Origin of the sequence: Dermatobacter hominis (genome assembly GCF_020715685.1) — a bacterium.
Taxonomy (GTDB): Bacteria; Actinomycetota; Acidimicrobiia; order Acidimicrobiales; family Microtrichaceae; genus Dermatobacter; species Dermatobacter hominis.
Map to the genome: position 1 here is coordinate 900,731 of NZ_CP085840.1, position 26,265 is coordinate 926,995.

At 71.9% G+C, this 26,265-nt stretch carries 20 protein-coding genes; 13 read left to right on the forward strand and 7 right to left on the reverse strand.

The window, feature by feature from the left end; translation table 11 throughout:
* Positions 1-117: 117 nt before the first annotated feature.
* On the forward strand, positions 118-1,224 hold the full coding sequence (gene nadA, locus LH044_RS04250; protein WP_227758559.1) for a quinolinate synthase NadA: 1,107 nt from the start codon (positions 118-120) through the stop codon (positions 1,222-1,224).
* A gap of 63 nt (positions 1,225-1,287) precedes the next feature.
* Here nadA and LH044_RS04255 read toward each other — a convergent pair whose 3' ends face one another.
* Together LH044_RS04255 and uvrA are read right to left on the reverse strand one after the other, a co-directional pair.
* Positions 1,288-3,444: a hypothetical protein gene (locus LH044_RS04255; RefSeq protein ID WP_227758560.1), complete on the reverse strand. Its 2,157-nt coding sequence runs from the start codon at positions 3,442-3,444 to the stop codon at positions 1,288-1,290.
* A 78-nt stretch (positions 3,445-3,522) separates the two neighbouring features.
* The gene (uvrA, locus tag LH044_RS04260; protein ID WP_227758561.1) at positions 3,523-6,540 is read right to left on the reverse strand and encodes an excinuclease ABC subunit UvrA; all 3,018 of its coding nucleotides are present in this window, start codon (positions 6,538-6,540) and stop codon (positions 3,523-3,525) included.
* A gap of 108 nt (positions 6,541-6,648) precedes the next feature.
* On the opposite strand from uvrA, the gene aroC reads away from it, so the two are divergent.
* A complete protein-coding gene (aroC, locus tag LH044_RS04265; protein WP_227758562.1) occupies positions 6,649-7,743 on the forward strand; it encodes a chorismate synthase in 1,095 nt (364 codons plus the stop codon).
* 480 nt (positions 7,744-8,223) lie between these two features.
* On the opposite strand, the gene uvrB is transcribed toward aroC, so the two are convergent.
* Positions 8,224-10,254, reverse strand: a complete 2,031-nt coding sequence (gene uvrB / locus LH044_RS04270) for an excinuclease ABC subunit UvrB (RefSeq protein ID WP_227760064.1) — start codon at positions 10,252-10,254, stop codon at positions 8,224-8,226.
* Positions 10,255-10,479: 225 nt separating this feature from the next.
* Positions 10,480-11,079, reverse strand: coding sequence for a dephospho-CoA kinase (coaE, locus tag LH044_RS04275; RefSeq protein ID WP_227758563.1), 600 nt, complete (start codon positions 11,077-11,079; stop codon positions 10,480-10,482).
* Positions 11,080-11,264: 185 nt separating this feature from the next.
* On the opposite strand from coaE, the gene LH044_RS04280 reads away from it, so the two are divergent.
* The 5 genes from LH044_RS04280 (at position 11,265) to LH044_RS04300 (ending at position 14,878) form a co-directional block, all read left to right on the forward strand.
* A complete protein-coding gene (locus LH044_RS04280; RefSeq protein WP_227758564.1) occupies positions 11,265-13,154 on the forward strand; it encodes a GAF domain-containing sensor histidine kinase in 1,890 nt (629 codons plus the stop codon).
* A 4-nt stretch (positions 13,155-13,158) separates the two neighbouring features.
* The gene (locus tag LH044_RS04285; RefSeq protein ID WP_227758565.1) at positions 13,159-13,806 is read left to right on the forward strand and encodes a response regulator; all 648 of its coding nucleotides are present in this window, start codon (positions 13,159-13,161) and stop codon (positions 13,804-13,806) included.
* A 139-nt stretch (positions 13,807-13,945) separates the two neighbouring features.
* A complete protein-coding gene (locus tag LH044_RS04290; protein WP_227758566.1) occupies positions 13,946-14,131 on the forward strand; it encodes a Flp family type IVb pilin in 186 nt (61 codons plus the stop codon).
* A gap of 76 nt (positions 14,132-14,207) precedes the next feature.
* On the forward strand, positions 14,208-14,390 hold the full coding sequence (locus LH044_RS04295; RefSeq protein WP_227758567.1) for a Flp family type IVb pilin: 183 nt from the start codon (positions 14,208-14,210) through the stop codon (positions 14,388-14,390).
* A gap of 194 nt (positions 14,391-14,584) precedes the next feature.
* Positions 14,585-14,878 (forward strand): Flp family type IVb pilin, encoded by a 294-nt coding sequence (locus tag LH044_RS04300; RefSeq protein ID WP_227758568.1) that lies wholly within the window; start codon positions 14,585-14,587, stop codon positions 14,876-14,878.
* A 32-nt stretch (positions 14,879-14,910) separates the two neighbouring features.
* Here LH044_RS04300 and LH044_RS04305 read toward each other — a convergent pair whose 3' ends face one another.
* The gene (locus LH044_RS04305) at positions 14,911-15,648 is read right to left on the reverse strand and encodes a GntR family transcriptional regulator (RefSeq protein WP_227758569.1); all 738 of its coding nucleotides are present in this window, start codon (positions 15,646-15,648) and stop codon (positions 14,911-14,913) included.
* 152 nt (positions 15,649-15,800) lie between these two features.
* On the opposite strand from LH044_RS04305, the gene LH044_RS04310 reads away from it, so the two are divergent.
* From LH044_RS04310 to LH044_RS04320, 3 genes are all read left to right on the forward strand, one after another.
* Positions 15,801-18,074 carry an aconitate hydratase gene (locus tag LH044_RS04310; RefSeq protein ID WP_227758570.1) on the forward strand — a complete coding sequence of 758 codons (2,274 nt, stop codon included), beginning with the start codon at positions 15,801-15,803 and terminating at the stop codon, positions 18,072-18,074.
* Positions 18,075-18,235: 161 nt separating this feature from the next.
* Positions 18,236-19,729 (forward strand): hypothetical protein, encoded by a 1,494-nt coding sequence (locus tag LH044_RS04315; RefSeq protein ID WP_227758571.1) that lies wholly within the window; start codon positions 18,236-18,238, stop codon positions 19,727-19,729.
* Between the two features lie 64 nt (positions 19,730-19,793).
* A complete protein-coding gene (locus LH044_RS04320; protein ID WP_227758572.1) occupies positions 19,794-20,000 on the forward strand; it encodes a hypothetical protein in 207 nt (68 codons plus the stop codon).
* Between the two features lie 2 nt (positions 20,001-20,002).
* On the opposite strand, the gene LH044_RS04325 is transcribed toward LH044_RS04320, so the two are convergent.
* Positions 20,003-21,484, reverse strand: coding sequence for an HAD-IB family hydrolase (locus tag LH044_RS04325; RefSeq protein ID WP_227758573.1), 1,482 nt, complete (start codon positions 21,482-21,484; stop codon positions 20,003-20,005).
* Positions 21,485-21,747: 263 nt separating this feature from the next.
* Between LH044_RS04325 and LH044_RS04330 the strand changes: the two genes are divergently transcribed.
* Complete coding sequence (locus LH044_RS04330; protein WP_227758574.1) at positions 21,748-22,671, forward strand: LysR family transcriptional regulator; 924 nt, start codon at positions 21,748-21,750, stop codon at positions 22,669-22,671.
* 171 nt (positions 22,672-22,842) lie between these two features.
* Positions 22,843-24,108: a citrate synthase gene (locus tag LH044_RS04335; RefSeq protein WP_227758575.1), complete on the forward strand. Its 1,266-nt coding sequence runs from the start codon at positions 22,843-22,845 to the stop codon at positions 24,106-24,108.
* 58 nt (positions 24,109-24,166) lie between these two features.
* On the opposite strand, the gene LH044_RS04340 is transcribed toward LH044_RS04335, so the two are convergent.
* Positions 24,167-24,967 (reverse strand): hypothetical protein, encoded by an 801-nt coding sequence (locus LH044_RS04340; RefSeq protein WP_227758576.1) that lies wholly within the window; start codon positions 24,965-24,967, stop codon positions 24,167-24,169.
* Between the two features lie 139 nt (positions 24,968-25,106).
* Here LH044_RS04340 and LH044_RS04345 point away from each other — a divergent pair, with 139 nt between their 5' ends.
* Complete coding sequence (locus LH044_RS04345) at positions 25,107-26,216, forward strand: acyl-CoA dehydrogenase family protein (RefSeq protein WP_227758577.1); 1,110 nt, start codon at positions 25,107-25,109, stop codon at positions 26,214-26,216.
* Positions 26,217-26,265: the final 49 nt, after the last annotated feature.

Sequence of the window (26,265 nt, forward strand, 5' to 3'; positions counted from 1 at the left end):
ATCACCTCTGAGGCCGACATCCCCGTGGCGTGGCGACCAGGCTGCCCCCACCGGCCGTCAATCGGAGGTCCTCAGGGCCGCGCGCCACGCGCCGGCCACAAGGAGGTTCACCCCACCATGCTGCGACTCCAGGTGCCGCTCCCAGAGCGGTACACCTCAGCGACGCCTGACGAGCTGGCCGACCGCATCGCGGCGGCGAAGGCCACGCTCGGCGACCGGCTCTTCATCCTGGGCCACCACTACCAGCGTGACGAGGTCATGCGCTGGGCCGACGCCCGCGGCGACTCGTTCCGCCTGTCGGTGCTCGCCAAGGAGCACCCCGAGGCCGACTACATCGTCTTCTGCGGCGTGCACTTCATGGCTGAATCGGCCGACATCCTCACCGGCGACCACCAGCAGGTGGTCCTCCCCGACCTGAACGCCGGGTGCTCGATGGCCGACATGGCCGACATCGACGCCGTCGAGGAGGCCTGGGAGGCGCTCGAGGACGTCACCGACATCGAGGGCGTGCTGCCGATCACCTACATGAACTCGGCGGCCAACCTGAAGGCGTTCGTCGGCCGCCACGGCGGCGCCGTGTGCACCTCGACCAACGCCCGTGCCGTGCTCGAGTGGGCGCTCAACGACCCCGACGGTCCGAGGGCCAAGCAGGTGCTCTTCTTCCCCGACCAGCACCTCGGCCGCAACACCGGCTACCAGATGGGCTTCACCGAGGCCGACATGCGGGTCTGGAACCCGCGCAAGGACCTCGGCGGGCTGAGCGAGGCCGACGTGAAGGAGGCGACGTTCCTCCTCTGGAAGGGCCACTGCTCGGTGCACCAGCGGTTCCGCCCCGAGCACATCGAGGCGTTCCGGGCCGAGCACCCGGACGGCGTGGTCATCGTCCACCCGGAGTGCTCGCACGACGTGTGCGAGCTGGCCGACGAGGTCGGCTCGACCGACTTCATCATCCGGGCGATCGACGCGCTGCCCGCCGGCACCACCGTCGGCGTCGGCACCGAGATCCACCTGGTGCAGCGGCTGGACGACGAGACCGACAAGGACGTCCGCTCGCTCGACCCGCTCATCTGCCCGTGCAGCACGATGTTCCGCATCGACGCCCCGCACCTGGCGTGGACGCTCGATCGGCTCGTCGAGGGCAAGGTGACCAACCGGATCACCGTCGATCCCGACACCGCCCACTGGGCCCGGGTGGCGCTCGAGCGGATGCTCAGCATCACCTGATCGGTTCCGAGCCCGGGTCGTCCGGCGCCCGTGCGGGCGCCGGGTGACCCGGTGCCCGGTCGCCTACATGCAGACCGCGGGGAGCGCCGCGCCGTCGCCGCTCCCGAGCACGGGATCGGTGAGGGCGCGCTCGTCGATCGCCGAGACGCCCGACACCGTCACCGGCGCACCACCTGGCACCGCGACGCTCGTCGTGGCGCGGTCCAGGTCGACCGTGTCCACGACCCGCTCGCTCGCTCCCCCGCCGGCCGCGACCTGCATCGTGAGCTCGACCGGTGCGGTGTCGTCGTCGAGGCGCCGCAGCACGACGTCGCCGCCGCCGTCCATGACCCGGCCCTTCAGCCGCAGCTCGGTCACGCCCGAGTAGTCGACGCCGATCGGACGCCGGACGAGCGCACCGGCGCGGTCGACCGCGGGCTGTCCGAAGTCCTCGACGAGCTCGGCGCGGAGCGGGCGGAGGTCGTACCAGGCGAAGGCGCCGTCGTCGCTGGTGCCGGCGAGCGGGCCGAGCGTGGCCGCGAGCTGCAACGCGACCTCGTCCCGGTCGCGGACGAGGTGGTGGTCGACCTGGACCAGCAGCGCGTCGAAGCCCGCAGCGGCGACGGCGCGGACGAACTGGCCGGTCGGGCGGCGGCACCAGCTGAGCTGCCAGTCCTGCGCGCCGCCGCGGAAGAAGCCGCCGCTGAACCGGAGCGTGTTGACCGTCTGCACCGCCGGGGCCAGCAGCCGGCCGGAGCCGGGATCGTCGGGGAAGCTCACCACCGGCACCTCGAAGACCTGGGCGTCGGGGCCGAACTGGCCGGCCATCGCCGCCACCATGTGCTCGTCGGAGCGGGCCCGGGCCTCGGCGGCGGCACCGTCGGCGGGCACCAGCCCCTGGTCGAGGAGGACGAGCGCGGCGCAGGCGACGACGACGGCGGTCGTGCGGCGCCGGTCCCAGTCGGCCCGCTCGAGCGCCCGCTGGGCGACCAGCGCGACCCCGGCGAGGCCGGCGAAGGACAGGAAGACGGTCATGCGGGACCACGCCCGGATCTGCGTCACCCCGACCTCGGCCAGCCACGTGCCGACACCGCCGACGACGGCGACGGCCAGCACGGTCACGACCACGGTGGCCAGACGAGCGATCACGCGGTCCGCCCGGTCCCGCGGCGACCGCCCGTGACGCAGGGCCACCACGACGACGCCGACGCACCCGGCCAGGGCCACGAGCCCGAGGACCGTCCCGCTGGCGGCGGTGACGTTGTCGGACGCGAGCGACCGGGCCCAGCCCATCACGGGTGCGAGCGGGTGGCCCTCGTCGACCACGAGCAGGTCCTGCGGGTGGAGCGAGTAGCGCCACACGTCGGCGGCCGTGCGCCGCAGCGCCGAGGCCGCCGGGTCGCCGGACCGGCTCAGCAGGTCGGGCAGCAGCGACAGCCCGGCCACGAGGGCCAGGCCGGCTGCGGTCACCGCGGGGAGGACCAGCCGACCGGGTCGACGGGCGCGGACGGCGACCGCAAGGCCGACGGCGCCGATCACGACCACCGTGAACGACGTGTAGTAGGCGCTCGACAGCGCGGTCACCACCACCGCGACCGCCGGCCACACCGCGACCGCCGGCCGCCGGCGCACGTCGGCGCCCGACGTCATCGTCGACCACAGCGCCAGGTAGGTGCCGAGCGCCACCGGGAAGAGCGCGAAGAGGAAGACGTGGCCGCCGACCAGCGCGGCCGAGAACGCCGGCCCCACCGAGAACGGCAGCGCCACCGCGCCGGCCAGCAGCGGCCGGAGTCCCATCCACCGGAGGACGGCGAAGGCCACGGCGGCCGTCGCGGTCACGCCGAGCAGCAGGTACAGGTTCAGCGCGGTGGCGACGTCGCCGGTGGCGGCGTCGAGCGTGCGCAGGACGACGAGCTGCAGCCGCTCGGTCCCCGTCGGGAACACCGACCAGTCGACCTCCGCCGGCGCCGCCAGGTCGTCGCTCGTCCGGGGGGTGCCGGTGGCGTCGGTGGCCTCGACGATCGCCAGGTGCTGGAACACGTCGCCCTGGTAGAGGACCGGCGCGTCGAGCGGCCACGGGCGGAGCAGCACCACCGCCAGCAGGAAGCCGATCCCGGCGACCAGCAGCAGGTGGCGGGGTCGCACCCGCCGGTCGTCGTCGGTGGACGACCACCCGTCGCCCGCGGCCGGCGGCGACGCGGTGTCGCCGGGGCGCGGCGCGGGAGCGATGGCGTGACCCACCCCAACCCATCGGCGGGCGCCTCGGCGACTTGAGCGGGGCGGCACGACGCCCACCCCGCCGGACGCCAGCGCCGGTGCTCAGTCCGTGTCGAGCAGCGGGGCGAGGAACTGGCCGGTGAAGCTCTCGGCGGTCTTGGCGATCAGCTCGGGCGACCCCTCGGCGATCACCTGACCGCCGCCGATGCCGCCCTCGGGACCGAGGTCGATGACCCAGTCGGCCGTCTTGATCACGTCGAGGTTGTGCTCGATGACCAGCACCGTGTTGCCCTGCTCGACCAGGCGGGACAGCACGGTGAGGAGCTTGCGGATGTCCTCGAAGTGCAGGCCGGTCGTCGGCTCGTCGAGCAGGTACATCGTGTGGCCCGTGGAGCGCTTGGCCAGCTCGGAGGCCAGCTTCACCCGCTGGGCCTCGCCGCCCGACAGCGTGGTGGCGGGCTGGCCCAGCCGCACGTAGCCGAGCCCGACGTCGACGAGCGTCTGCATGTGCCGGGCGATCGTCGGCTGGTTCGAGAAGAACTCGAGCGCCTCCTCGCACGGCATGTCGAGCACCTCGGCGATGTTCAGGCCCTTGAAGGTGATCTCGAGCGTGTCGCGGTTGTAGCGGGCGCCCTTGCACACCTCGCACGGGACGTACACGTCGGGCAGGAAGTGCATCTCGATCTTGATGGTGCCGTCGCCGGCGCACGCCTCGCAGCGGCCGCCCTTGACGTTGAAGCTGAACCGGCCGGGCATGTAGCCGCGGATCCGGGCCTCGGGCGTCTGGGCGAACAGCTTGCGGATGTGGTCGAACACGCCGGTGTAGGTGGCGGGGTTCGAGCGCGGCGTCCGACCGATCGGCGACTGGTCGATGTCGATCACCTTGTCGACCTGGTCCATGCCGTCGATGCGCCGGTGCAGGCCCGGAGGGATCTTCGACCCGTAGACGTGCTGCATCAGCGCCCGGAGCAGGATGTCGTTGACGAGCGTCGACTTGCCCGAGCCGGACACGCCGGTGACGGCGACGAAGCACCCGAGCGGGATGTCGACGTCGAGGTTCTTGAGGTTGTGCTCCCGGGCGCCCTTGATGGCGATCCAGTCGTCGCCGGGCTGGCGCCGCAGCTGCGGGACGGGGATGGCCCTCTTGCCGGCGAGGTACTGGCCGGTGATCGACTCCTTGTTGCGGAGCAGGCCCTTCACCGTGCCGGTGTGCACGACCCGGCCGCCGTGCTCACCCGCACCGGGACCGATGTCGACGACGTGATCGGCGACGCGGATCGTGTCCTCGTCGTGCTCGACGACGAGGACGGTGTTGCCGATGTCGCGGAGGCGGATCAGCGTCTCGATCAGCTTGTGGTTGTCGCGCTGGTGGAGGCCGATCGAGGGCTCGTCGAGGACGTAGAGCACGCCGACGAGGCCTGAGCCGATCTGCGAGGCGAGGCGGATCCGCTGCGCCTCGCCACCGGACAGCGTGGCGGCGGAGCGCTCGAGCGAGAGGTACTCGAGCCCGACGTCGCAGAGGAACTGCAGCCGGGTGTTGATCTCCTTCATGATCCGCTCGGCGATCATCGCCTGGCGGTCGTCGAGGCGGAGGCTGGCGAGGCGGTCGCGGGACTCGGCGATGCTCAGGCTGCACAGCTGGTGCATGTTGAGGTCGTCGACGGTGACCGCCAGGGCGTACGGGTTCAGCCGGGCGCCGCCGCACGTGGGGCACGGCACCTGGCGCATGTAGCCCTCGACCGCCTCACGGGCGGAGTCCGACTCGGCCTCGGAGTGGCGCCGCTGCAGGTACGGGATCACGCCCTCGTACTTGGCGGTGTAGGTCCGGGTGCGGCCGTATCGGTTGCGGAACTTCACGTCGACGCGCTTGGCCTCGCCGATGCCGTAGAGCAGGAGCTTCTGGTCCTTCTTCGGCAGGTCCTCCCAGGCCACCTTGTCGTCGATGCCGTACTCGGACGTGACCGACTCGAGGAGGCGGTGGAAGTACTTGGCGTGGCCCGAGGACCACGGGGCGATCGCACCGCCGGCGACCGACTGCTCGGGGTCGGGGACGACCAGCTCGGGGTCGACCTCGAAGACCGTGCCGAGGCCGTCGCAGGCCGGGCAGGCGCCGTAGGGCGAGTTGAACGAGAAGTTCCGGGGCGCCAGCTCCTCGAACGACTTGCCGTCGGAGGGTCGGGCCAGCTTCTCGGAGAACGTCAGGAGCTCGGGCTCGGCGTCGGCGGGCGCGTCCCGACCGGGCACGATCTCGATCTGCGCCATGCCCTCGGCCAGCTCGAGCGCCGTCTCCATCGAGTCGGTGAGCCGGCGCTCGATGCCCTCACGGAGCACGAGGCGGTCGATGATGACCTCGATCGTGTGCTGCTCGTACCGGGCGAGCTCGATCTCGGCCGGCAGCTCGAACACCTCGCCGTCGACCCGGACGCGGTTGAAGCCGCGCTGGGCGACGTCGGCGAACAGCTGCTCGTAGGTGCCCTTGCGACCGCGGACCATCGGGGCGATGACCTGGAAGCGCGTGCCCTCGGGCAGCTGCAGGATGCGGTCGACGATCTGCTGCGGCGTCTGGCGGACGAGACGCTCGCCGGTCTCGGGGTCGTGCGGCACGCCGACCCTGGCGAACAGCAGGCGCAGGTAGTCGTAGATCTCAGTGACCGTGCCCACGGTCGAGCGCGGGTTGCGCGACGCCGACTTCTGGTCGATCGAGATGGCCGGGCTGAGGCCCTCGATGACGTCGACGTCGGGCTTGTCCATCTGGCCGAGGAACTGCCGGGCGTACGCGGACAGCGACTCGACGTAGCGGCGCTGGCCCTCGGCGTAGATCGTGTCGAACGCCAGGCTCGACTTGCCCGAGCCCGACAGCCCGGTGAAGACGATGAGCTGGTCGCGCGGCAGGTCGAGCGAGACGTCGGCGAGGTTGTGCTCGCGGGCGCCCCGGATCACGATCCGGTCCGACGGGTGGTGGGCGGTCGCCCTCGGCGCCTTGGTCGCGGGCGTCGGCGCGTCGGAGGCCGTCGTCTCGGTGGCCTTGGCGCTGGCCTTCGTCGCGCTCGCCTTGGTCGCCTTCGTGGTCCTGGCGGCCCGGGGCGCCGGGGACGTGCTGGTCTTGGCCGGGGGTGCCATCGACCCGGCATCCTACTCCCCGAACACCTGTTCGTGAGGGGGATCTCGGGTGGCCTCCGGCACCTCCGGCGGAGCGGAGCGGGCAACCTCCGCTGCCATACTTGGACCATGTCCTCGAGCACCGGAACGCTGTTCCGCATCACGACGTTCGGGGAGTCCCACGGGGGCGGCGTGGGGGTGGTGGTCGACGGTTGCCCGCCCCGGCTCGAGCTGTCCGAGAAGGACATCCAGCCCGACCTCGACCGCCGCCGGCCCGGTCAGAGCCGGCTGGTGACCCAGCGCGACGAGACCGACCAGGTCGAGATCCTCTCCGGGGTGAGCGACGGCCTCACCCTCGGCTCCCCCATCGCCCTGCTCGTCCGCAACAAGGACCATCGGTCGGGCGCCTACGACCACATGGCCGACCTCTACCGGCCGTCGCACGCCGACTTCACGACGGAGGCCAAGTACGGCATCCGCGCCGTCGCCGGCGGTGGTCGGGCCTCCGCGCGCGAGACGATCGGCCGCGTCGCCGCCGGCGCCGTGGCCCGCAAGCTGCTGGCGCAACGGTTCGGCGTCGAGGTGCTCGCGTGGGTGTCGAGGGTCCACGACGTCGTGGCCGAGGTCGACCCCGGAACAGTCACGTTCGAGGACGTCGAGGCCGACCCGACCCGCTGCCCGGCGCCTGCGGCCGCAGCGGCGATGACCGAGGCGATCGAGCAGGCCCGGCGCGACGGCGACTCGCTCGGCGGCGTCGTCACCTGCGTGGCCCGGCAGGTCCCCGCCGGCTGGGGCGAGCCGGTGTTCGACAAGCTCGAGGCCGACCTGGCCAAGGCGCTGATGAGCCTGCCGGCGAGCAAGGGGTTCGAGGTCGGCTCGGGCTTCGGCTCGGCCGCCATGACCGGTCGGACGCACAACGACCCGTTCGTCCCGGGGCCCGACGGCCGGCCCCGCACGACGTCCAACCACTCGGGCGGCATCCAGGGCGGCATCTCGAACGGCGAGGACATCGTGGTGCGCGTCGCCTTCAAGCCGACCGCCACGATCTCGTCGCCGCAGCAGACCGTCACGCGGGACGGCGAGGCCGTCACGCTCGAGGCTAAGGGCCGCCACGACCCGTGCGTGCTCCCCCGCGCCGTGCCGATGGTCGAGGCCGCGGTGCTGCTCGTGCTCGCCGACCACTGGCTCCGCCAGGAGTCGGTCCGGGCCGGCGCCCCCGACTGACCGCCCCGCTGCCGCCCGCCTCCCGCCGCGAGCCCGCACCTCCCCGCCAAACTTGTACGCCACGCGCCCGGTGGGCGACCGCCACGTACAAGACCGCCGCAACCCGTCGACCTTGTACGCCACGCACCGGATGGGCGACCGCCACGTACAAGATCGCCAGGACCCGAGACCCGTCGAACTTGTACGCCACGCGCCCGATGGGCGACCGCCACGTACAAGATCGCCAGGACCCGAGACCCGTCGAACTTGTACGCCACGCGCCCGATGGGCGACCGCCACGTACAAGATCGCCGCAACCCGTCGACCTTGTACGCCACGCACCGGATGGGCGACCGCCACGTACAAGATCGCCAGGACCCGAGACCCGTCGAACTTGTACGCCACGCGCCCGATGGGCGACCGCCACGTACAAGTTCGATGGTGGGGACGGGTGGGCGGGGGCCCGCCCGGCGCTCAGCGCCGGCGCCGCCGGAGCCGGGGTCAGGTGCCGCCGGCGTTGCGGAACTCGCGCTTGAGCTCCTTGACCTCGTCGCGGAGGCGGGCGGCCTCCTCGAACCGGAGGTCGGCCGAGGCCTGGTGCATCTCGTCCTCGAGCAGCTGGATGAGCGCACCGAGGTCCTGCGGCGGCAGGTCGGCGAACTGCTGCGCCCGGGCCTTCTCTCCGGGGCGCCGCTTCCGGCGGCCGCCACCGGGCACCGGGGCGCCGTCGGAGCCGCGCAGGTCGGCGAGGATGTCGGTGACCGCCTTCTGCACCGACGTCGGATCGATGCCGTGCTCGGTGTTGTACGCCTCTTGCAGCCCTCGACGACGGTTGGTCTCGGAGATCGCCCGGGTCATCGAGTCGGTGACCCGGTCCGCGTACATGTGGACCTCGCCGTTCACGTTCCGGGCCGCGCGCCCGATCATCTGGACGAGCGAGGTCTCGGAGCGGAGGAAGCCCTCCTTGTCGGCATCGAGGATGGCGACCAGCGACACCTCGGGGATGTCGAGGCCCTCCCGGAGCAGGTTGATGCCGACGAGCACGTCGAACTCGCCGAGGCGCAGGTCGCGGACGAGCTCGATGCGCTGGAGCGTGTCGACCTCGGAGTGCAGGTACCGGACCTTCACGCCCATCTCGAGCAGGTAGTCGGTCAGGTCCTCGGCCATCTTCTTGGTGAGCGTGGTGACGAGCACCCGCTCCCCCTTGCTGACCCGGTCGTTGATCTGGACGAGCAGGTCGTCGATCTGGCCCTTGGTCGGCTTGATGACGACCTCGGGGTCGATGAGGCCGGTCGGCCGGACCACCTGCTCGACCACCCGGGACGAGTGATCGAGCTCCCAGGCGCCGGGCGTGGCCGACAGGAAGATCGTCTGGCCGGCGCGCTGGAGCCACTCCTCGAACCGCAGGGGGCGGTTGTCGGCCGCGGACGGCAGCCGGAACCCGTGCTCGATGAGCACCTCCTTGCGGGAGCGGTCGCCCTCGTACTGGCCGTGCAGCTGCGGGATCGTCTGGTGCGACTCGTCGATGATCGTCAGGTAGTCCGCCGGGAAGTAGTCGATCAGCGTGCTCGGCGCCTCGCCCGGACCGCGGCCCTCCATCGGTGCCGAGTAGTTCTCGACGCCGTTGCAGAAGCCCATCTCCCGGAGCATCTCGAGGTCGTACTCGGTGCGCATGCGGAGGCGCTGGGCCTCGAGGAGCTTCCCCTCCTTCTCGAAGAAGGCGAGGCGCTGCTGCAGCTCGATCTCGATGCGCTCGATGGCGGCCTGAAGCCGCTCGTCGGACACCACGTAGTGCGTCTTGGCGAAGATCAGCACGTCGTCGAGCTGGTCGACCTTCTCGCCCGTGAGGGGGTCGACGACGCTGATCGCCTCGACGTCGTCGCCGAACAGCTCGATGCGGACCGCCGTCTCCTCGTAGGCCGGCTGGACCTCGATGACGTCGCCCCGGACGCGGAACTTGCCGCGGCTCAGCGCCATGTCGTTGCGCTCGTACTGGAGGTGCACGAGCTGGCGGAGGAGGTCGCGCTGGTCGACGACGTCGCCGACCCGCAGCGTGAAGAACCGGGAGGCGTACTCGTCGGGCGAGCCCAGGCCGTAGATGCAGCTCACCGAGGCGACGACGATCGTGTCGCGCCGGGTGAGCAGCGAGGAGGTGGCGGCGTGGCGGAGGCGCTCGATCTCGTCGTTCACGGAGGAGTCCTTCTCGATGAAGGTGTCCGTGGACGGCATGTACGCCTCGGGCTGGTAGTAGTCGTAGTAGGAGACGAAGTACTCCACCCGGTTGTTCGGGAAGAACTCCCGGAACTCGTTCGCCAGCTGCGCCGCCAGGCTCTTGTTCGGCGCCAGGACGAGCGTCGGTCGCTGCACCTGCTCGATCGTCCACGCGATCGTCGCCGACTTTCCCGAGCCGGTGATGCCGAGGAGGGTCTGGAACCGCTCGCCGCAGTGGACGCCGTCGCTCAGCGCCTCGATGGCAGTTGGCTGGTCGCCGGCCGGCTTGAACTCGCTCTCCACCTTGAACGGCCGGACCATCTTCGGCTCGGCCCGCTTGCGGGTCGCTGTGTTGTCACCGACGTGTGCCACGTCGAGCAGGCTACGCCGGGCCTGTGACAGCGGCCGGGGCGGCCCGCTCGGTCGCCCGCTCGCTCGCCCGCCCGGCGGCCCGCCCCGCTGCACGGCTCTGCCGCCGGCTCAGCGATTTCTGAGGTCCGGATCGCGACAAGGGTTGTCGCTGTGCACCCCTATATCCCTGCGCCCCTATGTCGCGGGGAGGGTCTGGATCCAGGTCCAGGCCCGGTCGACCTCGGCCTCCAGCGCCGCCGGGTCGCCGTGGTTGTCGACCACGAAGTCCGCCTTCGACAGCCGGTGCTCGCGCTCCATCTGGTTCGCGATGCGGTTGCGGGCGTCGGCCTCGGTGAACCCCCGGTGCTCCACGAGCCGCTGGATCGCCACCTCGGGGTCGAGGTCGACCACGATCGTGCCCGCCAGCCCCGGCCAGCCGGCCTCGGCCAGCAAGGGGATGTCGAGCACGACGACGTTGCCGGTCCCCTCCTGCTCGGCGATGCGGCGCTCGATCTCGGTGTGGACCCTCGGGTGCACGATCGCGCCCAGGTCGGCCAGCGCCTGCGGGTCGGTGAACACCACGTCGGCCACCGCCGCCCGGTCGAGCGAGCCGTCCTCGGCCACGATCCCGGGCCCGAACCGCTCCACCATCTCGGCGAACACCTCGGTGCCGGGCTGCTGGAGCTCCTTCACGATGGCGTCGGCGTCGACGACGACCGCGCCACGGCGGGCCAGCGACGCCGAGACCGACGACTTGCCCGCACCGATCCCGCCCGTGAGTCCGACCAGCAGCACGCCGCGGAAGCTACCCGAAGCAGATCACCCCGACGGCACGTGCGCGATCGACGTGCAGGTTCTGAGGAATTTCCCAAAGTCCCGGCCGGTCGCTGCCGATGGATGGACGACCACGAACCCGCTGGGAACGAGCGCTCACCCACGCGCCCGGGACCCAGCCGACGACCCGACCGGGACGATCATCCATGCACACCGCGCCGCCGGACGATCCGATCTCACGCCCCGACCCGACGCCCCCGTCGGAGGACCGCGCGCCCGCGCCGCCGTCGGGCGGCGGGCTCGTCGACCGGCTGAGGGAGCGGCTGAGCCGTGACCTCCGCGAGGCGCTGATCGACCCGTCCCAGCAGCCCACCGGCGACTTCGACATCGTCGCCCAGCAGCTGCCGAGCATGGGCGTCGACCGCGTCGCCAGCTTCAACAGCCTGATCACGGCCATGCGCCTGGCCACGACGGCGATCTCGCTCCTGCTCGTCGCCAGCCGGCTCGACGAGTTCGAGACGTCGGTGAAGGTCTGGACGGCCATCATCGTCAGCTACGCGATCTTCCGGGCGTTCCGGCCGATCCGCTACGAGAACGACCTCCAGTCGCTCCTGAGGGTGCTCGCCGAGGTCGCCCTGCACGTCGCCGCCGTCGTCATGACCGGCTACTGGCAGTCGCCCCTGATCTTCACGCTGCTGACCGCCGTCACCGTGGCCGGCCTGGCCCGAGGGTTCGGCTTCTCCATCCGCATCGCGGTGGTGACCATCCTGGCGGTCAGCTTCCCGTTCATCCTCCAGGCCGGCGACCAGCGCGAGGCCTTCCTCCAGTCCGCCTCCTGGGGCGGGATCGTCATGCTGGTGGCGCTCATCGCCGGCTACGCCCGCCGCATCTCGGGCGAGGCGGACCGGGAGCGGGAGCTGGCGATGGACCGGCTCAGCCGGCTGTCGGACGCCAACGCGCTGCTGTTCTCGCTGCACCGGGTCACCCAGACGCTGCCGGCCTCGCTCGACCTCGGCGACGTCCTCGACTCGACCCTGAGCCGCATGAAGTCGCTGGTCGCCTACGACAGCGTCGCCGTCCTGCTCTTCGACGAGACCGACGGCCACTGGGAGGTCGTGCGCCACCAGGGCCTGCACGTCCCCGCCCGCCTGGGCCCGACCGAGCTGCCGCTCGGCCTCAAGCAGGCGATCACCGAGAACCGCCCGGTCTACGTGGCGGACCTCCACGCCGACGGCCCCGGCCTGTCGGACCGCTCCGGTTCGGGCATCTACACCGTGCTGTCGGCCCGGGGCGCCATCATCGGCCTGCTCGCCATCGAGCACAGCGACTTCGAGCACTTCACGTCCCGTGACGTCGAGCTGATCGAGGGCTTCGTCGCCCCGGCCTCGCTCGCCCTCGACAACGCCCGCTGGTTCGCCCGGCTGCGCACCGTCGGCGCCGACGAGGAGCGGACCCGCATCGCCCGGGACCTGCACGACCGCATCGGCCAGTCCCTCGCCTACCTCGCCTTCTCGCTCGACCGGCTGGTCGAGCGCGACGAGGCGGGCGACCCGGTGACCGAGGACCTGGGCCAGCTGCGCGAGGACGTCCGCGGCGTGATCCGCGAGGTCCGCGACACCCTGTACGACCTGCGCACCGACGTCTCCGAGGAGCAGGGCATCGGCGCCGTGCTCGAGCAGTACGTGAGCCGGGTCGGCGAGCGCAGCCGCCTCACGATCCAGGTCGAGGCCGACAAGGACGCCCGCCTCCCGATCCTCCAGGAGCGGGAGATGTGGCGCATCGCCCAGGAGGCGCTCGCCAACGTCGAGCGCCACGCCCGGGCCACCGCGGTCCGCATCGTCTGGCGCTGCGACGGCGAGCGGGCCCTGATCGACGTGACCGACAACGGCGTCGGCTTCGAGGCGGCCACCGCCGGTCGCCTCGACTCCTACGGCGTGCTCGGCATGCGCGAGCGCGCCTCCAGCATCGGCGCCTCGCTCGAGATCCTCAGCGCGCCGGGTCGTGGCACCCGGGTCCGCTGCTCCCTCAACCCCAACGAGCCCGGCCTGACGGCCCCCAACCAACCGGCCCTCGCGGCCATCGGACACCGGAGGTGACCACATGGCCATCCGACTGATGCTGGCCGACGACCACCGCATGCTGCGCGAGGGACTGCGACGGTCCATGACCGACGCCGGCTTCGACGTCATCGGCGAGGCCGGCGACGGCGTCGAGGCCGTCAAGCTGGCCCTGGAGCTCAGCCCCGACGTCATCCTCATGGACGTCACGATGCCCAACTGCGACGGCGTCGAGGCGTGCCGGCAGGTCAAGAGCACCGGGACCGAGACCAAGGTCGTCATGCTCACGATGCACGCCGACCAGGACGTGCTCACGAACGCGATCCGGGCCGGGGCCATCGGCTACCTGACGAAGGACTGCTCCACGCGCGAGATCGCCGAGGCCGTCCGCATGGCGGCCGAGGGCGACACCGTCCTGTCGCCGCAGCTCGCCCGGTCGATGCTCGAGGAGGTCCGTCGGATCGACGAGCCCCGCACGGCCGAGGAGGACCGGGTCGTCACCAAGCGCGAGGAGGAGGTCCTCCAGCTCATCGCCGACGGCTGCTCCACGCCCGAGGTCGCCGCGAGCCTCTTCATCTCGCAGAAGACCGTCAAGAACCACCTCGCGTCGATCTACCAGAAGCTCGACGCCCGTGACCGCACCCAGGCCGTCCTCCAGGCCGTGCGGATGGGGATCGTCTCGCTCGACTGAGCGGCACGGCCGGCGTTTGGTCCGAACGACCTATCAAGCGGGTCCGGGCAGCGTCGATACACATGATGGCGGAGTCGCCTCCCGGCGGATCCGGCACAGCACCAGCAACAGCAACTCACACCGACGGGAGACTCCCAAAATGATGGTTCAGTTCGACTTCCTCAAGACGTGGCTCAAGGCTCAGGCCAAGACCGAGCGTGGCGCCTCCCTCGTGGAGTACGCCCTCCTGGTCGCCCTGATCGCCGTGGTCTGCATCGCTGCCGTGTCGTTCATCGGCTCCAGCGCCAAGGACAAGTTCAGCCAGGTCGGCAGCTCGATCAAGTGATCGACTGACACGTCCGGCATCGAGGGGCGGGTCCAACCCGCCCCTCTGCCATCTTCCGGCCCGAGAGGAGGGCACCATGCGACGTCTCGTCACCTGGTCCTCCCGGTCGGCCCGGCGGCTCGAGCGGGGAGCCAGCCTGGTGGAGTACGCCCTGCTGATGGCGCTGATCGCACTGGTGTGCGTGACGGCGCTGCAGTTCCTGGGCAACTCCAGCAGCAGCAGCCTCGACCGATCGGGATCCAGCATCTTCGTCCGCTGACGGGGATCTGGTCGCCAGCCGACCGGACACGGATCCGGCACACAACCGAATCGTCCCGGGCGATGCGTCCGGAACGTCACACCCGGCGGCCGGGGCTCGACGAGGAGACCCGGCCGCCGGCGCGTTCGGCGGGAGCCTGCACCCCGGCGTCTGTGTCCGTCCGGACACGGCCGCCGGGGTGACGCCGTTTTCACGTGCCCTCGGCTCAGCTCCCGCCGCAGGGCACCGATACCAGTGAGGTCGGCTCCTGGCAGGGAGCCGCCGAGCAGCACCAGCACCGAGCACGGGAGCGCCCCGAGATGATCCACCTCCACTACCAGTTCCTCACCGCCTGGCTGTCGACGAAGTCGCGGTCCGAGCGGGCGGCGTCGCTCGTCGAGTACGCCCTGCTGGTCGCCCTGATCGCCATCGTGTGCGTCGCCGCCGTGCAGTTCCTCGGCACGAACACCAAGGGCCAGCTGAGCAAGGTCGGCAGCTCGCTCAAGTAGGCGGGCCCACCGGCACCACCGCTCTCCGCCGCTCAGGCGGGGTCGACGATGCGGAGCCCGGTCGGCTCCATGAGCCCGTCGTCGACCGGCAGCTCCACCACGAACCGCGTGAGGTGCGCCGGGAACACGTGCTCGCTGACGAGCACCACCTCGCCCGAGCTGTCCCGGGTGACCCGCTCGGCCACCAGCACCGGCGACCCCGCGGGCACGTCGAGCAGCCCGGCGTCGGCGGCCGAGGCGGCGTCGGCCCCGATCGTCTGGGTGGCGCCGCCCAGCCGCACCGGCAGCTGCTCGAGGAACGCGGAGCGCTCGACGTCGTCCCGGCTCAGCGACGACCCGAGGTCCTCCCGGCACCAGACGGTCACGCGTGCGAACGGGCGGTCGTCGGCGAGGTGCAGGCGCACCACCTCGAGCGCCGTGCGCCCGGCCAGGAAGTCCCGCACCCGCACCGGCGTGCGGCGGAAGCCGAAGCTGACGATCCGCCGTTCGGAGCGCACGCCGGCGGCACCGAGCTGTCCGTCGAGGGTGGCCAGGCGGGTCAGGTCCTGTCGCACCGGATCGGCGGCGACGAGCCAGCCGAAGCCCTGCCGGCTCTCGACGAGGCCCTCGGCGCGCAGCGCCTCGAGCGCCCGCCGGACCGTCACGCGGCTGGCCTCGTAGGTGGCCGACAGGTCCGCCTCGGACGGCAGCACCGCACCCAGGTGGAACTCGCCGGCCACGATGCGGTCGCGCAGGTCGTCCGCGATGATCCGATAACGGATCGGCCTCATGGGAGCCGCTCCCCGACCCGGTCCACGCCGGGTGCTGCTGCTGCCGGCGGTCCCCCGCCCGGCGACGCTGTCCTCACGAACATGTATTGTACTTGTATTGTTCGTCTGAGCGGCGGAGATCCACTCCGCCTGCCTTCGATGAGGAGCGCGACATGGCCGTCACCGCATCCACCCCGATCGAACTGGTCCAGGGCGTCTACGCCCGCTTCGAGGACCGCATCGACGCTGCACGCGAGCGCCTGGGGCGTCCGCTGACCCTGGCCGAGAAGATCCTGATCGCCCACCTCGACGACCCCGACGCCACCTTCGAGCGCGGCGGCACCTACAACGACCTCCGCCCCGACCGCGTGGCCATGCAGGACGCCACCGCGCAGATGGCGCTGCTGCAGTTCATGACCGCGGGCCTGCCCGAGGTCGCCGTCCCGTCGACGGTCCACTGCGACCACCTGATCCAGGCCAAGGAGAACGGCAAGGTCGACCTGCTCGCCGCCGAGGAGGGCAACGCCGAGGTCTACGACTTCCTCGAGTCGGTGTCCGCCAAGTACGGCATCGGCTTCTGGAAGCCGGGCTCCGGGATCATCCACCAGGTCGTCCTCGAGCAGTACGCCTTCCCCGGCGGGATGATGGTCGGCACCGACAGCCACACGCCGAACGCCGGCGGCCTCGGCATGGTCGCGATCGGCGTGGGCGGCGCGGACGCGGTCGACGTCATGACCGGGTTCCCGTTCAACGTCCGCTGGCCCCGCCTGATCGGCGTCCACCTGACCGGCGAGCTCAACGGCTGGTCCTCGCCCAAGGACGTCATCCTCAAGGTGGCCGAGATCCTGACCGTGAAGGGCGGCACCGGCGCCATCGTCGAGTACTTCGGCCCGGGCGCCCGGTCCATGTCCTGCACGGGCAAGGCGACGATCTGCAACATGGGCGCCGAGATCGGCGCGACGACGTCGGTGTTCGCGTACGACGACGCGATGTCGCGCTACCTGAAGGCGACCGGCCGCGAGGAGATCGCGGCGGCCGCCGACGGCGTCGCCCACCACCTGCGCCCCGACGACGAGATCCTCGCGGAGCCCGACGGCTTCTACGACGAGCTCATCGTCATCGACCTGTCGACGCTCGAGCCCCACATCAACGGCCCCCACACGCCCGACCTCGCCCGCCCGGTCGGCGCGCTCGGCGCCGAGGCGAAGCAGAAGGACTGGCCGCTCGACATCTCGGCCGCGCTGGTCGGGTCGTGCACGAACTCGTCCTACGAGGACATCTCCCGCGCCGCGTCGATCCTGCGCCACGCCGCCGACAACGGGCTGAAGGTCAAGGTCCCGCTGATGATCACGCCCGGCTCCGAGCAGGTCCGGGCCACCATCGCCCGCGACGGACTGCTCGAGGTCTTCGAGGCGGCGGGCGCGACCGTGCTCGCCAACGCGTGCGGTCCCTGCATCGGCCAGTGGTCGCGCCCGGCCGAGGCCAACGACCACATCAACACGATCGTCACCTCGTACAACCGGAACTTCCCCAAGCGGAACGACGGGTCGGCCAACACGCTGGCGTTCGTGACGTCGCCCGAGACCGTCGTCGCGCTGGCGCTCGCCGGCACGCTCGACTTCAACCCGCTGACCGACACGCTGACCAACGAGGCCGGCGACCAGGTGCAGCTGCGGGTGCCGGTCGGCGAGGAGCTGCCGTCGCAGGGGTTCGACCCGGGCGAGTCCGGCTTCATCGCTCCCCCGACCGACGCCTCGGGCGTCGAGGTCGTCGTCCGACCCGACTCGGAGCGCCTGCAGCTGCTCGAGCCCTTCGCGCCCTGGGACGGCCAGGACTACCTGGACCTGCCGATCCTGCTCAAGGCCAAGGGCAAGTGCACGACCGACCACATCTCGATGGCCGGACCGTGGCTCAAGTACCGGGGCCACCTCGAGAACATCTCGGGCAACCTCTTCCTCGGCGCCGTCAACGCGTTCACCGGCGTGGCCGGCGAGGGCAAGGACCAGCTCGACGGCTCGACCCGGTCGTTCCCCGACATCGCCAAGCACTACCACGAGGCCGGTCAGCCCTGGGTCGCCGTGGGCGACGAGAACTGGGGTGAGGGCAGCTCCCGCGAGCACGCGGCCATGGAGCCCCGCTTCCGCGGCGCCAAGGCGATCATCGTCCGCAGCTTCGCCCGCATCCACGAGGCCAACCTCAAGAAGCAGGGCGTGCTGGCGCTCACGTTCGACGACCCGTCGGTGTACGACGCCATCGAGGAGGACGACCGCATCAGCATCGTCGGCCTCGCCGAGCTCGCCCCCGGCAGGAAGGTCGAGTGCGTGCTGCACCAGGCCGACGGCACCGAGCGCACCTTCTGGTGCAACCAGACGATGAGCGAGGAGCACATCGAGTGGTTCCGCGCCGGCTCGGCGCTCAACATCATCCGGGCCCGCACCACCGGCTGAGCCGGAGCCCGTTCTCGGGGACATCCCCGAGAACCGGGTCACCGATCTCGGGGATGAGCGATCGCTGAGCGATCGGTCATCCCCGAGTTCGCGTCGGGGGCCGTCTCGGGGACGTCCCCGAGAAACCTGCGGCGGGCGGCCCCGCCTGCCGATGGAGTGGGATGGCCACCACGGTCACCGCGCCGTCGCGCTCGACGAGCGGCACCACGCACCGAGTGCCGCCGCGGCGCGGGTGGATCGTGCCGGCGTGCACGCTCGTCGTGCTCGTGCTGTACGCCGTGTCGGCGCTCGCGCTCGGGCGCGACGCGGCCGGCACCGACGTGCACCGGCGCCAGGCGGCCGCGCTGGCCGACGGCCACCTCGACATCCGCCCGGTCCCGGCTTCGCTCGCCGAGCTCGACGACCCCTACGACCCGGGCGCGAACCTCGACGTCCGCGTCGACGAGGGCGTGCAGGACCTCGCGTACCGGGACGGCCGGCTGTACTCCGCGCACGGCCTCACCGTGCCGGTGCTGCTCCTGCCGTCCGAGCTGCTGCTCGGGACCTCGCCGCCGAACTGGGCGATCACGCTGCTCGGGGGCTGGTGCGGGGTGCTGGCCGGCACGTGGGCGCTCCTGCAGGTGCGCCGCCGCTTCGTGCCGGCCACGTCGGACGCCGCGCTCGGCGCCGCGGTGCTGGCCGTCGGGCTGTGCGGCCCGGTGTGGGTCCTGATGTCGGTCGCCAACGGCTACGAGGCCGCGATCGCCGTCGCGTTCGCGCTCACCACGACCGGGGTGGCGCTGCTCCTGCGGGCGACCGAGACGCTCCCCTCGCTGGGCCGGGGACGCGCCGCGCTCGGCGCCGCCTGCCTCGCCGCGGCGATCGGGTCGCGGCCGACCGCCGTGGTCACGGCGATCGTCGTCGCGGTGGTCGTGGGGGTGGTCGTCGCATCGAACCGAGCGGTGCGGGCCGCAGACGGGGACGCGGACCGGGACGGCCCGGCTCGACCCGGTGGCGCGGTCGCGCTCGACGTCGCCGCGGTCGTGGCGCCGTTCCTCGCCGTCGGGACGCTCGTGGCGGTCTCGAACGTGGTCCGCTTCGGCGCCGCCAGCGAGTTCGGGTTCGGCTACCAGCTGTCGGTGTGGGACATGACGGCGTACCCGAAGGGCCGGCTCGCCTACCTGCTACCGAACCTGGCCGACTACCTCGGCGCCGCACCGCGGCCGACCGGCTCGTTCCCCTGGATCGGGCTCCGGCCCACCGTCGGCGGCACCCGCCCCGAGGACCACACGTCGGAGCCGATCGCCGGGCTGCTCTACCTGGCGCCCGTCCTGATCGTGGGTGCGATCGCCCTCGGCTCGTCCGCACGCGACCTCTGGTCACGCGGGCGGGCCCTCGCCGTCGTCATCGCCACCGCGGCCGCGACCGGGACCGCGGCGCTCGTCGCCGTGTCGCTGCCGTTCAACACCTCGACGCTCCGCTACGCCGCCGACGCCGCGCCGCTGCTGCTCCTCGCCGCCGCCGGCAGCTGGCTGTGGGCTCGGTCCCGGACGACGACCTCGACCACCGATGCGGTCGGAGCGGGGCGCACCGACCGCCGGACGATCGACGTCGCCTGGGTCGTGGCGCTGGTCGTCGGCGCCGTGCTCACCGCCGCGGTGCAGATCGGCGCATGACGACCCGGGCGCGGTCCTGGAGCCGGTCACCACGACCGTCGCCCCACCGCGCGACACTCGGCGGATGGCCGAGCTGACCCCGCCCCCGGGCCCGATCGAGTTCACCTGCCCGCGCTGCCAGCGAGAGGCGACCGAGCCGTTCTACGGTCCCTGCAGCACCTGCCGGACCACGCTGCGCGCCGTGATGGGCGGCGAGGCCCGTGAGGTCGCAGCGGCCGACTACGTGCCCAAGATGAACGTGACGCCCAACGCGGTGGCCACCAAGGACTGACGTCAGTCCTGGCCCGGCCGGCGCTCGCGCTCGTGCGCGGCGTCGCCATCGAGGTCGGTCGGGACGATCCCGCCCGGATAGGTCCGCGCCAGCTCCTCGGCGCTCGGCGTCCGCAGCTCCCTCGCCTCGGCGGGCAGCAGGTCGACGATCGCCGACATCATCGCCTCGGTGTCGGCCTCGACGTCCTCGCCCCCGAGCGGGACCGGTTCGCCGACGCGGATCCGCACGGTCGGCGGGTGCAGGACGTTGGTGAGGTCGGGGAGCTTCGCGCTGCGGGGCCAGACCTTCTCGGTGCCCCACAGGCCGATCGGGATCACCGGCACGCCGGTCGCGTGGGCCAGCCGCACCGCGCCCCACCGGCCCTTGAGCTCGGGATCGAAGAACGCGGGGCCCCTCGGGATCGTGCCCTGCGGCATGATCGCCACCATCTCGCCCGCGGCGAGGGCCTCCTCGGCGGCGCGCAGCGGGGCGTCGGAGCCGGTGCCCCGGTCCACGCGGATGCCGCCCAGCGCGGTGGCGAGGTCGCCGACGATCGGGGCGTCGAAGACTTCCTTCTTGCCCAGGAAGCGGACGGGTCGTCCCCGCTTGGCGAGCGAGTAGCCGATCGCCAGCGGGTCCAGGTACGAGCGGTGGTTGCCCACCAGGATCGCCGGGCCCTCGGCGGGGATCCGGTCGAGGCCGCCGAGGTCGAAGCGCACCCACGGGAACAGCTGCGGCTGGGCCAGCAGGAACAGCACCTTCTGCGGTTCGATGCCGGCGAACTTCGGGACCCCGGCCGGCACGTCGAAGTGCACGATCGGCCAGCGGCGCACCGTCGCCATGCCGATCATCCGCGGGTCGGGGTTCACCACGGTCGGGTGCCCGACGATGCTGAGCAGCGGCGTGTCGTACCAGCTGTCGGAGTAGGCGTAGCTGTCGAGCAGGTCGATGTCGTGGCGGTCGACCCACTCGGCGACGGCGCGGGCCTTGCCCTTGCCCCACACGAACTCGCCGGCGATGGTGCCGTCGTAGCGACCGTCGGTCTGGCCGTAGGTGGTGGCGATCACGTCGTCGAAGCCCAGCGCCTCGGCGAGCGGGCGGATCAGGTCGTTCGGCGTGGTCGTGGCCATGACGACCATGCGGCCGGCGTCGCGGTGGCCGTCGATGAGCTGGCGGGCGTAGGGCAGCACCGCGTTCGCCAGCGGCTCGGCCGCCTTGCGTGCCGCGGCCTGGACCGCGTCCACCGACCAGCCCCTGGCCACCCGGGCGCCCTGGCGGCTGACCAGCATCGACGGGTACGTCTCGCCGATCAGGTCGAAGACCTTGAAGAGGACGGACTCGATCCCCTGCGTCGAGCCGGAGACCACCCCCGCCTCGCGGAGCGCCGCCCCGAGGATCGGACCGCTCGCGCCCGCGAGCAGGGTGCGGTCGAGGTCGAAGAACGCGGCCGAGCGGCGCCGCTCTGCGCCCCGCCGCGTCCCGGCTTCGGTGCGAGTCGGCTCCATGGACGCCGAACCTACCGGGCGAGGGGCTCGAGTGGAACGGCGGAACGCCCACGGCACCTCGGTGGAAAACGGCCGAAGGACTGGCGGGGGGAGCCAGTCCTTCAGCATCGCGCCTCCGGTCCGGGGGGGGATGGACCGTGGCGCAGGGACCGAGTGGGACGGGGGGAGTCCTCGACCTCGGTCGTTCTTGGTGCCCCTCACGATAGCCCGGAGCAAGCAATCGATCAACGCAATATCCGAGATAGTTGGTATCGTGTGCGGCGATGGACCGCAAGCAGCTCCGGGCCTTCGTCGCCGTCGCCGAGCACCGCTCCTTCTCCGCCGGCGCCCGGGCGCTCGGCACCGTGCAGTCCAACGTCTCGGCGCACATCGCCCGCCTCGAGAAGGAGCTGGGGGTCACGCTCATCGACCGGGCCACCAACGACCCGACCGACGAGGGCCGTGCGGTGCTCGAGCGGGCCCGCCGAATCGAGGCCGAGTTCGAGGCGCTCGACGCCGACGTGGCGTCGCTCCGCGACGTCGTGTCCGGCTCGGTGCGCATCGGCGCCATCGGCACCACCGCCCGCTGGCTGGTCGCTCCCCTGCTCACCTCGGTCACCGACCGCTACCCCGAGATCCGGGTCATCGTCCTCGACGCCACGACGTCGTCGCTCGTGCTGAACCTCGTGTCGGGCACCATCGACCTGGCGATCGTGAACCTGCCGATCGACGAGCCCGACCTCATCGTCGAGCCGCTGTTCGACGAGGACCGGATCCTCATCGTCCCGGCCGGCCACCCGCTCCACGACCGCGACTCGATCACGCTCGTCGAGCTCGCCGGCCACGACCTCCTGCTCGAGGCCCGCGGCACCGCCTTCCGCGACGTCCTCGACGCCGCTGCGGCCGAGCAGGGCATCGAGCTGCGGCCCAAGGCCGAGCTCGACGGCATGCGGCTCCTCGCGTCGCTCGTGTTCGCCGGCTTCGGCGCCGGCATCGTCCCCGCGTCGGCGATCCCGCCGAACCTCGGCGGCGGCTGGCGCCGGATCCCCGTCGAGGGCGTCCCCGGGCGCAGCGTCGGCCTGGCCCGGCGGCGGCGCGGCCTGCTGACGGCCGCCCAGCGCGTCGTCGCCGACCTGATCCGCCACACGATCGCCGAGGGCGCCGGCGACGTCCCCGGCGTCTACCCGACGGTCCGCCTCCCGAGCTGACCGTCGCCCCGCCCGGGCGCCGTCCCGATGACCGGGACGACGGCGCTCCGACACGCCCCGACACGCTCCGGCGAGCGTGTGAACCCGGGGTGAAAACCGGGTGCGGCGGCCAGCGGCCCCGCCACCGCGCCGTAACATGGGCCACGGACGATCCCTCCCCAGGAGACGCACGTGGCCGACAGCATCACCATCACCGACAACCGAACGGGGGAATCGCTCGAGGTACCCATCCTGGACGGCGGGATCGACGCCAAGGCGTGGAGCAAGCTCCTCCCCGGCATCTGGTTCCACGACCCGTCCTTCGGGGCCACCTCCGGCGCCGCCTCCTCCATCACGGAGCTCGATGGCGAGGCCGGCTTCCTGCGGTACCGCGGCTACCCGATCGAGCAGCTCGCGGAGTCGTCCAGCTACCTCGAGGTCGCGTACCTGCTCATCCACGGCGAGCTGCCCACGCCCGAGCAGTTCGAGGCCTGGCGCTACGAGATCACGCACCACACGTTCATCCACGAGAACGTGCGCAAGCGCTTCATGGAGGGCTTCCACCACGACGCCCACCCCATGGGCATGCTCGTCTCCACGATCGCGGCGCTGTCGACGTTCTACCCCGAGGCCCGTGACCTGACGCCCGACGTCGTCATGAAGCAGGTCGTCCGCCTGATCGCCAAGATGCCCACGCTCGCCGCCGGCGCCTACCGCCACAGCGTCGGCATGCCGTTCGTCTACCCCGACAACAGCCTCGACTTCGCCGCCAACTTCCTCTCCATGATGTGGAAGACCGCGGAGCCCCGCTACGACGCCAACCCCGTGCTGGCCCGCGCGCTCGACGTGCTGTTCATCCTCCACGCGGACCACGAGCAGAACTGCTCGACCACGGCCATGCGCACCGTCGGCAGCTCCCACGCCGACCCCTACGTCGCCACCGCGGCGGCCACGGCAGCGCTCTACGGCCCCCGCCACGGTGGCGCCAACGAGGCCGTGATCCGCATGCTCACCCAGATCGGTTCGATCGACGCCGTCCCGGCCTACGTCGAGCGGGTGAAGCAGGGCGACGTGCGCCTCCAGGGCTTCGGCCACCGCGTCTACAAGAACTACGACCCCCGGGCCCGCATCATCAAGAAGACGGCCGACGAGGTCTTCGAGGTCACGGGCAAGAACCCGCTGCTCGACATCGCCCTGAAGCTCGAGGAGGTGGCGCTGTCGGACTCGTACTTCACGGACCGCAAGCTCTACCCGAACGTCGACTTCTACTCCGGCCTGATCTACCAGGCGATGGGCTTCCCGATGGACATGTTCACCGTGCTGTTCGCCATCCCGCGGACCGCCGGCTGGCTGTCGCACTACATGGAGCTCCTCGACCAGGACAGCCGCATCTACCGGCCCCGCCAGCTCTACGTCGGGCACCCGGTCCGGGACTACACCCCGATCGAGCGCCGCTGATCCGGGCGGCGCCCGGGCACGGGCGCCGAGCGGGCGAGCCGGCCAGCGAGCCGGCCGGTCAGGGCGCCGCCGGCACCTGGAACGAGGCCACCAGCCGCTCGTGCAGCTGCGCGAGCTCCGGGCTCGAGGACGCCAGGCCGAACGTGCCCAGCATGTAGGGCGTGCCGCCGACGGTCACCAGGCGCAGGAAGCCGATCCCCTTGCTGCCGTCGTCGAGCGAACCGACGACCTCGGCGTCGATGGCCGGGCCGTGCTCCGTCTGGGCCGGGACGCGACGGGTCACGGTCGGGTTGGTGAACATCCCCAGGGCCGCCCCGTCGACGCCCTGATCGGTGTCGAACGCGGCGCCCGGCGGCAGCTCGTAGCGGAACACCGCGACGGCGAACGACGGTCCGCCGGCGAAGACGCCCCGCACCGGCACCCCTGCCGTGTCGACGCCCTCCTGCGAGCCGAGGTCGTCGATCACCTCGACCGCTCCCGGCAGGTCGATCGTGTAGGCGCCCCCGGCGTCGGAGTACGGCGCCCAGTCGACCGCAGCGGGATCCACCGTCTCGTCGGCGGGGGCGCCGACGAACACCAGCGCGGCGACGCCGAGGATGCCCAGCAGCACGATCGTGCCGACGGCGACGATCGCCACCTTGAGCCCGTCGACCGGACGGCGCGGCGGGGACGGGTCGACGAACGTCGCGGACCGGGCCGCCGTGGCGGTCGCGGTCGCCGCGCCGCCGGGCACGAACCCTGCGTCCGGGGCGCCCCACGGTCCGGCGGGCTGCTCGGGGACCGCGATCGGTTGCTTGCACACGCTGCACGTGTCGGCGCCGTCGTGCACGAGGAACTGGCAGTGCGGGCAGTTCTTCACGACCGACCCTCCGGATCCGCTCCCATGCCTCCCACTCGGCCGATCCGCCGGTCGTCTTGAGAAGAGCGAGCAACGCCGGACACCCCGACCGGACCGTCGCCGTCGCTGCCCGCCGGCGGGGGCTGGCAGCATGGCGGCCGTGGAGTTCACCTGGCCCGACCACGTGCAGCAGCTCGCCGACGAGGCCACCGATCTCGGCCGGCGCGTCGCCGCCGACCTCGACGTGCGGGAGGACTCCTGGCTGATCGGGACCTCGCGGGAGTTCTCGCTCGAGCTCGCCCGCCGTGGCTGGCTCGGCATGACCTGGCCGGTCGAGGAGGGCGGCGCTGGCCGCTCGCCGCTCGAGCGCTTCGCCGTCTTCGAGGCGCTGATCTCCGAGGGCGCGCCGCTCGCCACGTCGTGGTTCGCCGACCGCCAGATCGGCCCGACGCTCCTGCAGTTCGGCACGGCCGAGCAGCGGCGCCGGTGGCTGCCCGACATCGTCGCCGGCACCTCGGCGTGGTCGATCGGCATGAGCGAGCCCGACGCCGGCTCCGACGTCGCGTCGCTGCGCACCCGGGCCGTCCGCAAGGGCGACCGGTGGGTCGTCGAGGGCCAGAAGATCTGGACGTCCGGCGCGGCGGACGCGGACTGGTGCTACCTCATCGCGCGCACCGACCCCGACGCCCCACCCCACGCGGGGCTGTCGGAGCTCGTCGTCGACCTGCACTCCCCCGGGATCGACATCCGCCCGATCGTCGACGCCACCGGCAACGCCCACTTCTGCGAGGTGCACCTCGACGGCGTCGAGGTGCCGGCCGACCACCTCGTGGGCGCCGAGAACGGCAGCTTCAAGCAGGTCATGCGCCAGATGGAGCACGAGCGGGGCGGCATCGACCGCCTGGTCTCGAACCGGCGGCTCTACCTCGACGTCGTGCGAGCCGCCCCGGTGGTCGACCCGCTGCTGCGACAGGAGGTCGCCGCGCTCGAATCGGGCTACCGCATCGGCCGACTGCTCGTGCTGCGCGAGGTCCTCGGCCAGGCGCCGCCCGGCTTCTCGGCCGTCACCAAGACGTTCTGCACGGAGTTCGAGCAGCGGGTCGCGGACGTCTGCGCCCGGATCGCCGGCGCCGACGCCACCCTCTGGGGCCGGGTCGCCCGCAACGTCTGCTACGCGCCGGCGTACACGATCATGGGCGGCACCACCTCGATCCTCCGCAACATCATCGGGGAGCGGGTGCTGGGCCTGCCCCGCGAACCCCGTCCCTGACCCCGCTCCGGACCCCCGTCCATGAACTGGCTGTCGTTCTGCCGGTCCT

Excerpts from the sequence above, each read along its gene's own strand:
- LH044_RS04295 (WP_227758567.1), top strand. The coding sequence starts at position 14,208 with ATGCGACGTCTCGTCACCTGGTCCTCCCGGTCGGCCCGGCGGCTCGAG.
- LH044_RS04290 (WP_227758566.1), top strand. The coding sequence starts at position 13,946 with ATGATGGTTCAGTTCGACTTCCTCAAGACGTGGCTCAAGGCTCAGGCC.
- LH044_RS04325 (WP_227758573.1), bottom strand. The coding sequence starts at position 21,484 with ATGGAGCCGACTCGCACCGAAGCCGGGACGCGGCGGGGCGCAGAGCGG.
- LH044_RS04305 (WP_227758569.1), bottom strand. The coding sequence starts at position 15,648 with ATGAGGCCGATCCGTTATCGGATCATCGCGGACGACCTGCGCGACCGC.
- LH044_RS04330 (WP_227758574.1), top strand. The coding sequence starts at position 21,748 with ATGGACCGCAAGCAGCTCCGGGCCTTCGTCGCCGTCGCCGAGCACCGC.
- aroC (WP_227758562.1), top strand. The coding sequence starts at position 6,649 with ATGTCCTCGAGCACCGGAACGCTGTTCCGCATCACGACGTTCGGGGAG.
- LH044_RS04315 (WP_227758571.1), top strand. The coding sequence starts at position 18,236 with ATGGCCACCACGGTCACCGCGCCGTCGCGCTCGACGAGCGGCACCACG.
- LH044_RS04320 (WP_227758572.1), top strand. The coding sequence starts at position 19,794 with ATGGCCGAGCTGACCCCGCCCCCGGGCCCGATCGAGTTCACCTGCCCG.
- nadA (WP_227758559.1), top strand. The coding sequence starts at position 118 with ATGCTGCGACTCCAGGTGCCGCTCCCAGAGCGGTACACCTCAGCGACG.
- LH044_RS04285 (WP_227758565.1), top strand. The coding sequence starts at position 13,159 with ATGGCCATCCGACTGATGCTGGCCGACGACCACCGCATGCTGCGCGAG.
- uvrA (WP_227758561.1), bottom strand. The coding sequence starts at position 6,540 with ATGGCACCCCCGGCCAAGACCAGCACGTCCCCGGCGCCCCGGGCCGCC.
- LH044_RS04280 (WP_227758564.1), top strand. The coding sequence starts at position 11,265 with ATGCACACCGCGCCGCCGGACGATCCGATCTCACGCCCCGACCCGACG.
- LH044_RS04310 (WP_227758570.1), top strand. The coding sequence starts at position 15,801 with ATGGCCGTCACCGCATCCACCCCGATCGAACTGGTCCAGGGCGTCTAC.
- uvrB (WP_227760064.1), bottom strand. The coding sequence starts at position 10,254 with ATGGTCCGGCCGTTCAAGGTGGAGAGCGAGTTCAAGCCGGCCGGCGAC.